This is a genomic window from Okeania sp. SIO3B5 (genome assembly GCF_010692555.1).
Taxonomy (GTDB): Bacteria; Cyanobacteriota; Cyanobacteriia; order Cyanobacteriales; family Microcoleaceae; genus Okeania.
In genome coordinates this window covers 1-7,424 of record NZ_JAAHHG010000495.1, presented here as the reverse complement: position 1 = coordinate 7,424, position 7,424 = coordinate 1, and the positions used below count along the sequence as shown (strand labels likewise).

General features: G+C 36.3%; 5 protein-coding genes. All 5 read left to right on the top strand.

Annotation, left to right across the window (positions count from 1 at the left end; translation table 11 throughout):
* Positions 1 to 257, top strand: a 257-nt coding sequence (locus F6K54_RS36440) for a gamma-glutamyl-gamma-aminobutyrate hydrolase family protein (RefSeq protein ID WP_293088755.1), incomplete at its 5' end; no start/stop codon positions are given.
* A 355-nt stretch (positions 258 to 612) separates the two neighbouring features.
* A complete protein-coding gene (locus F6K54_RS36435) occupies positions 613 to 1,428 on the top strand; it encodes an MBL fold metallo-hydrolase (protein ID WP_293088753.1) in 816 nt (271 codons plus the stop codon).
* Positions 1,429 to 2,070: 642 nt separating this feature from the next.
* On the top strand, positions 2,071 to 2,640 hold the full coding sequence (locus tag F6K54_RS36430) for a fasciclin domain-containing protein (protein ID WP_293088757.1): 570 nt from the start codon (positions 2,071 to 2,073) through the stop codon (positions 2,638 to 2,640).
* Positions 2,641 to 3,348: 708 nt separating this feature from the next.
* Positions 3,349 to 3,918: a fasciclin domain-containing protein gene (locus tag F6K54_RS36425; RefSeq protein ID WP_293088751.1), complete on the top strand. Its 570-nt coding sequence runs from the start codon at positions 3,349 to 3,351 to the stop codon at positions 3,916 to 3,918.
* 1,002 nt (positions 3,919 to 4,920) lie between these two features.
* On the top strand, positions 4,921 to 6,111 hold the full coding sequence (locus F6K54_RS36420) for a glycosyltransferase (RefSeq protein ID WP_293088749.1): 1,191 nt from the start codon (positions 4,921 to 4,923) through the stop codon (positions 6,109 to 6,111).
* Positions 6,112 to 7,424 lie beyond the last annotated feature (1,313 nt).

Here is a 7,424-nt window from a genome sequence, read left to right as displayed (position 1 = left end):
CTGAAATTTATCATCAGGGAGTAGGAATTTTTGCAGGGTTAGATAATCCGATAACTGCTACAAGATATCATAGTTTAGTTATAGATCAGGAAAGTTTTCCTGAAGTATTAGAAATTACGGGATGGGTTGAGGATGGAACTATTATGGGTGTTAGACATAAAAATTATCCTCATATTCAGGGCGTACAATTTCATCCGGAAAGTATTTTAACTAATTCTGGAAAGTTATTAATGAGAAATTTTTTGGAAGAGTTATAGAAATTTAAATAGGGGTTTTTAACTGTTGGTAGAAGTAAGGAAGAAGGAAGAATGAAGAAATATTGAAGAAAAAAAGGTAAATATTATTATCAAAACTGAATGACCTCAAAAATTGTCGGCCAATAAATCAGTAACCAGACCCTAAAAGTAACAAAGTTATAGATACCAAATGAGTTCTATAGTATTAAAAACAGAAAATACAGCAATCCGTACTTATGTTGTAATATCTTATCGTAGGGGATTTAGAAACCAAACCAAAACTAAGGATGGGATTTAGAAACCAAAACCCTACAGTTTATTTTACAAATCATTTTATATTGCTATGGCGTCAAACTTATAGTCAAATAAATTTAAGATGAAAAGACGAAAATTTATACGTTATGCACAGGCAAGTTTATTAGCCTTAATGGGAACTGGTTTAACATCTAAATTTCACCATTCTCAAGCACAAACAGGAGAATCTTTAACAATTAAATGGTTAGGACATACTTGCTTTTTATTTGAAGATGCAGCTACTAAAGTATTAGTAAATCCTTTTCGTCCAATAGGTTGTACAGCAGGATATCGTAATCCTACAGTAGATACAGATTTAATTTTAATTAGTAGTAGATTACTAGATGAGGGAGTAGTAGAAGGCTTTACAAGTAATCCCCCACCAATGTTGTTATATGAACCTGGAGTTTATCAGGTTGATAATAGACAAATTCAGGGAATTCGTACTACTAAAGATAGAGAAGGTGGACGTAGATTCGGGACTAATGTGGCTTGGTTATGGAAGCAAGCAGGAATCAAGATTTTACATTTAGGGGGACTAGCAAGTCCCATTGGTATAGAAGAACGTATTTTAATTGGCCGTCCAGATTTGCTGCTCATTCCTGTAGGTGGAGGGCCAAAAGCATATACCCCTTTGGAGGCAAAACAGACATTGGAAGTGCTAAAACCCAGAATTGTGATTCCCACTCATTACAAAACTGAAGCTGCTGATGAAGCTACTTGTGATATTGCTCCTATTGAGGAATTTCTCGGTGTGATGGAAGGAACCCCAGTCAGAGTTGTCAATCAGGATACAATTTCTCTTACTAAAGCTGATGTACCTCAAGAAGGCTCTATCATAGAAGTTCTGAGTTATGGATTCGATCAGGTATCTCCGGATTCTCTCGGAAGTAATTAAAAACTAAAAATTGAATACAATTATGTAAATTATCTTGACACTACTCAAAATTTTGCTACAATTTGTTATATAACTTTATATTTAGAATAAATGTGAGCTTCTACTGTGGCTAGTTCGTCCGTGTCTCTCTGTGGACTGGATAACACCGACGTTGCCAGGTAGAAGCACCGAATAGAGCAGACTATTGAAAATCATAGATAGATTTTACGATTTTACAGATAGTTGATAGTTTTGACTACTCCCCGCAGCTGTTGCCGAGGGGGATTCTAAGTTGATACTACGCAACAGGATAAATCCATGTTGCTTCGTTTTTTCGAGCGCTGACCAAAGATATATTCTTTGGAGACAATTTCCGCGGTGCCCCTACACAGTCGGCTTAAGTTTAACCCATGCTTTGCTGCTTACTTTTGTCTAAAGGTTTGTATATTCAGGTAATAACACAGGACAACTAAAGTTGTCTAGTCTAAATGACTCGCTTGTTTTCATCCCCCGGTTAAAACACGCTTGCTCTCAACGTCGCTTTTCGGTAATTTTCTAAGAACAGCAACCTTAAATTTGGTGATACGCTAAGATAATGCAAGAAAAATATCAAAGCGTCATAATATTATGGCGTTTTATTTCATAGAGTAACAGAGGTAAATGATGAATAATCAAAATAGTTTAAATATAGTTAAAAAAGCGATCGCTATCTTAGGATTAGTTGTTACTGGCACATTCTTCGGTCTACCCGCAGTAGCTAATTTCTCTCAAAAATCCTTAACTCAGTCAGTAGCTAACCAGCCTTTACAAATTGCTGACTCTCACTCTAAAGATATTGTGGCAACTGCAGCAGAAGCAGGTCAATTCAATACTTTAGCTGCGGCACTAAAAGCTGCTGGTTTGGTAGAAACACTCCAAGGAGAAGGTCCATTTACAGTATTTGCTCCTACTGACGAAGCATTTGCAGCTTTACCAGCAGGAACATTGGAAAAGTTATTATTGCCACAAAACAAAGATAAACTGGTAGAAATTCTGACTTATCATGTAGTCCCTGGTAAAGTAATGTCTGGCGACCTCGAATCTGGAATGGTTAAGACTGTAGAAGGTAGTGAGGTAAACATTGATGTTTCTGATGCAGGTGTGAAGGTAGGAGATGCCAAAGTTGTTAAGGCAGATGTAGCTGCTAGTAATGGTATAATTCATGTCATTGATACAGTAATTATTCCTGACTAATTAACTCCCCCGGCGGGAAGTCCCGCGCTCTCCCGGAGGGGAGCGCCGTATGGGAAAGCCGGGCGCTATCTGTGTTGTTCATCGGGGATTTTCTCTTTGTAGTATACATCTTGTATTGTAGTATATGCATTGATAGCTATTGACAATTACAAATAAATAGATTTTAATTGTTCTAAACACAGGGGGAGGACATCACCTCTGTATAAACAGCAGTCAGCTTTTTTTTCTGACTGAAGAATCCCGCGTTCGTCATCGTCATCGTCATGTCGCGTTAGCGCAACGTCGGGAGTATGTCAATGAGCGTTATACCATTTACAGTGGTTTCCGTTGTTATGAGGTACACTTGTCGCGGGCAAGATGCCCGCACTACAATGATTTTACCATTCAAGCTTGTACCTCATTTGCCCGAAATATGCTGTAATTTATTGGAAATATATAAATCTACCCCATTCTTAACTATGCTTACGAATGGGGTAGATTTATAAGTCAGAAATCATAGTTCTACATTTGAAATATTTTTCAGATAATATCATGTTCGGATAATAGCGTGATAAAAAACCTTCTCCCTTTGAAAGTTTCTTTCCCTTCTACCCTCAGCATAGCAGCATAGCTGCCTTCCTTCCACTAAAGTATAAGTATTCAACGGACATGATATAAGTTCCTGTTTTGTACTACTCTTAACAATGTAGTTAATGAAATTGGGAAAATATGAATACCCAAAATATTCAGACTCTCTTCAAAAAGTCCATCAATATCTTAGGATTAATCTGTACTACTTTAGCGCTAATCTTTGCTAGCGCTTTTTATAGTCTACCCGCAGTAGCTAATCAGCAAGTAGTTAATCAACCTATACTAATAGCTTATAGTTATGGTTCAGATATTGTATCAACTGCAGTAGAAGCAGGTCAATTTAATACTTTAACTGCGGCACTAAAAGCTGCTGGTTTAGTAGAAGTGCTTCAAGGAGAAGGTCCATTTACAGTATTTGCACCTACCGATGAAGCATTTGCAGCTTTACCACCAGGATTAGTAGAAGATTTATTACGGCCAGAAAACAAAGACATACTAATTGATGTTCTGACTTATCATGTAGTTTTTGGTAAGGTAATGTCTGGAGACTTAGAATCTGGAGAAGTAAGAACTCTTGAAGGTGATGATATCCACGTTCAAGTTTCCAATGCAGATGTAAAGGTGAATAACGCTAATGTAATTATTCCAGATGTACCTGCAACTAATGGTGTAATTCATGTTATTGATTCTATGATTCTTCCCTACTAATTAATTAGCGTTATACCATTTATTTAAAATATGTGGATTAACCCCATTCTTAACTATGTTTATGAATGGTTTTTTTTATGAATAGGACTGTTGTTTGCTAAAGCTGAAAAACATTGACTATCCAAGACTTATATCTACAAAATGTTTATGTTTTTACGCCATTAATCTATGTTATTATTACGTCTGTCTGCTAATATCAGAGGATTTTAGCAACAATTATGGAGTGTTTGACACTCGACTTTTTATAAGGACGAAAACCCCAGAGGGAATCCTAAACTCAATGTGTTTGAGCCGAACATCAGCCTTCGCGTGCCAGTAGACTTATGGACGGGTGAGTCGGAATCGCTTAACCTCACCGATGAAGAGCGTGTCTAGGATTGTCTAGATTTTTAGAAGGTGTGATTATAACATCCAGATAATTAGTATTACATTCTATTATTAGCGATCGCTATCAAAAGATAGAAATTTGAATATACCTCATTCAAAAGTTAATTAAGAATGGGGTTTTTTAGTAAGTTAGGACTTACGCATGAACGCTATTGGTAGGGTGTGTTAGCGACAGCGTAACTGAGCGATACCCTGTATATAGTGCCTTTGCGTAAGTCCTGTAAGTTTTATAAATTAAAGAAAGAAGCTATACCAGTTTGATAAATTTTTGCTACAAATATTTAGGTTATCGCTTAGGAGTCAACCCACCCCTCGCCCCTCCCCCTCCGCTGGAGGGGAAGACAGGAGTAATAAATCTTTAGTTTAAATATCATTTATTGGCTTGAATATCCTTTTATAATCAAAGGGAAATTTGGTTAAATTATTTTAATTACCCTGATTATTTGAATTATTTCCGTTGGTTGCACAGAATTTCCGTTTTATCTCAGTAAACTAAAAAACCTTGGTTTTCTTCTATTTCTGATTTTTGTGTTTTTCCTTATTCATTACTTATACCAACGAAAATGATATAATTTTAATGCTAATCGCTGATAGCTGAATGCTAATTGCTAGAATATGAATTTGAGTTTCTGTATTATTGTTAAAAATGAGGAAAAAAATTTGCCTCGATGTCTGGCAAGTGTGAAAAATGTAGTAGATGAAATGGTGGTGTTGGATACGGGTTCAACTGATCGAACGCCAGAAATAGCTAAAGAATTTGGGGCAAAAGTACATTATTTTGAATGGTGTAATGATTTTGCAGCAGCAAGAAATGAATCTTTGAAATATGTTACTGGTGACTGGGTTTTAGTATTAGATGCTGATGAATATCTCTCACCAAAAATAGCTCCACATATTCAGGAAGCTATTAAGAGCGATCGCTACATTTTAATTAATTTAATTAGAGAGGAAATAGGGGCACAACAGTCTCCTTATTCTTTGGTTTCTCGTCTGTTTAGAAATCATCCTGAAATAAAATTTTCTCGACCTTATCATGCCATAGTTGATGATAGTATTACTGAGATTTTGGCGAAAGAATCTCACTGGGAAATAGCTTCGTTGCCAGATATAGCAGTTTTACATGAGGGTTATCAAAAGGGAGAAATTACTTCTAAAAATAAGCTGCAAAGAGCAAAAGAAGCTATGGAAAGTTATTTTAGTAATCATCCTAATGATGTTTATGTTTGTAGTAAGTTAGGTGCTTTGTATATAGAAATTGGGGAAAAACAGAAAGGAATGGAATTGTTATTTCGAGGTTTACAAGACCCCGAGGTAGATAAGACAATTTTGTATGAGCTGCATTATCACTTAGCTATTGCCTATCGACAACAACAAGATAGAGAAATGGCAAAGAGTCATTATAAAATAGCAACAGAGTTAAATGTTATGCCTAAATTAAAGTTGGGAGCATACAATAATTTGGGTAGTTTGTTGAAAGAAGAAGGAAATTTACAGGATGCAAAAATTAACTATGAAATTGCTTTACAGATAGATTCTAATTTTGCGGTTGCTCACTATAACCGAGGAATGGTATTGAAAGAAATGGGTTGGTTTACCGAAGCGATCGCTTCTTATCAAAAGGCAATTCACCTTGATAGTAATTATGCAGAAGCTTATCAAAATTTGGGAGTTGTATTGTTGAAAGTTGGTCAAGTACCGGAAAGTTTAGAGGTGTTTAGGAAGGCTATTAGTTTACATGAAAAATATAATCCTCTGGAGGCAAAGCGAATTAGGCAAGGGTTAGATTCAATGGGTTTTGTGTTGTAGGGATATAAATAAATTATTGGCAAAATTTATCAAGTTTAAGTAATAAAAAATTCTCAGGTTTAAGTAATATTAAGCTACATAACTATAATAGTAGTAAATCCTCAGTATTTTAGTATCTGAAAGGTTCTACTCCCCATGCTTCTGGAAGCCAGTATATTCCAATCTTATTAAATGCCTTGAAAAAGATTTTTTTTGCTTCCTGATGTAGCTTATCAATATTACGATAATTGTAAACTGGTTGAATAACTTCTGCGGGGGATGTTCTGATGTTATGTTTTGCTAATAAACTTAGGATAGTTTTACCTCCTCTACCTGCTTCTCCACTGTGATTAATATTGCAACAACCTATAGCAACTAAAACTGTAATCTGTAGTAATGAATCAGGCTCTTTAACAATTAAAAATACATCTAGAGCACTTATAGAGCACTTAAAGATTCTCCTTATTCAGCTTTTTTTAATAGGAAAGATGCAGGGTTTTCTGATGATTCAGCATAAATAAACCAATCGGGAGGCAGATTTTCAGGGTGCATCTCATATTGGCAAAAATACTTTTTTCCTATATAGGGCTTGCTGATTAAATCTAAAAGCATTGACAGATAAAGCTTTTAGCCTTTTTTGGTCTTGAAAAAGTACAAGGTTTTCGTTCTAGGGAACTCAAAAAGTTAGGATTTTGGATTGACTATCGCAGAAAAATCAAGGGATAATTCTTTCTACTGACTCCTCTAAATTCCCCGTTTCTCCTGTCTCCCCCTCCTGGGAGGGGGAGGGGCGAGGGGTGGGTTGTCTCCTGTCTCCTACCCCAGCAAAAAGACTTTCCATACGCAAACCCTATATATTTCCTGTTCCCTGTTCCCAGATCCGGTGTTCCCTAAAAGCAATAACTTTTTGGCTTTATTCACGCATTGAGATGCACCCGATTTTCACGCCTATTTTCTCCCATCAATATACAACCAACAATTGATTCTGGCTTGTGTTCAATTAAAGTTAAAATGGGAATGATAGATGCTTTCATTAATGGATAATGGATAATGGATAATTGATAATTACCTCTGGTTAAAACCGCTCTTGATTGAAATAAGGAAACATTATTTATTCTCTTGGTTGATTGGATATGGTTAGGAAACCCATCCATCCCTCAACCGCTTTTTTCCCATTAAAAGGGGAGGCTTCAAGGCGCGAATTATTTAATTAGGGCTTGCTGAAAAAGTCTTTTTAAGGAGTAGGGGAGCGGGGGAGTAGGGGAGTAGGGGAGTAGGGGAGAATTTTTTTGCCCAACTATGCGCTCTTTAATGCGCTCCATGCATGACCATGA

Excerpts from the sequence above, each read along its gene's own strand:
- F6K54_RS36435 (WP_293088753.1), top strand. The coding sequence starts at position 613 with ATGAAAAGACGAAAATTTATACGTTATGCACAGGCAAGTTTATTAGCC.
- F6K54_RS36430 (WP_293088757.1), top strand. The coding sequence starts at position 2,071 with ATGAATAATCAAAATAGTTTAAATATAGTTAAAAAAGCGATCGCTATC.
- F6K54_RS36425 (WP_293088751.1), top strand. The coding sequence starts at position 3,349 with ATGAATACCCAAAATATTCAGACTCTCTTCAAAAAGTCCATCAATATC.
- F6K54_RS36420 (WP_293088749.1), top strand. The coding sequence starts at position 4,921 with ATGAATTTGAGTTTCTGTATTATTGTTAAAAATGAGGAAAAAAATTTG.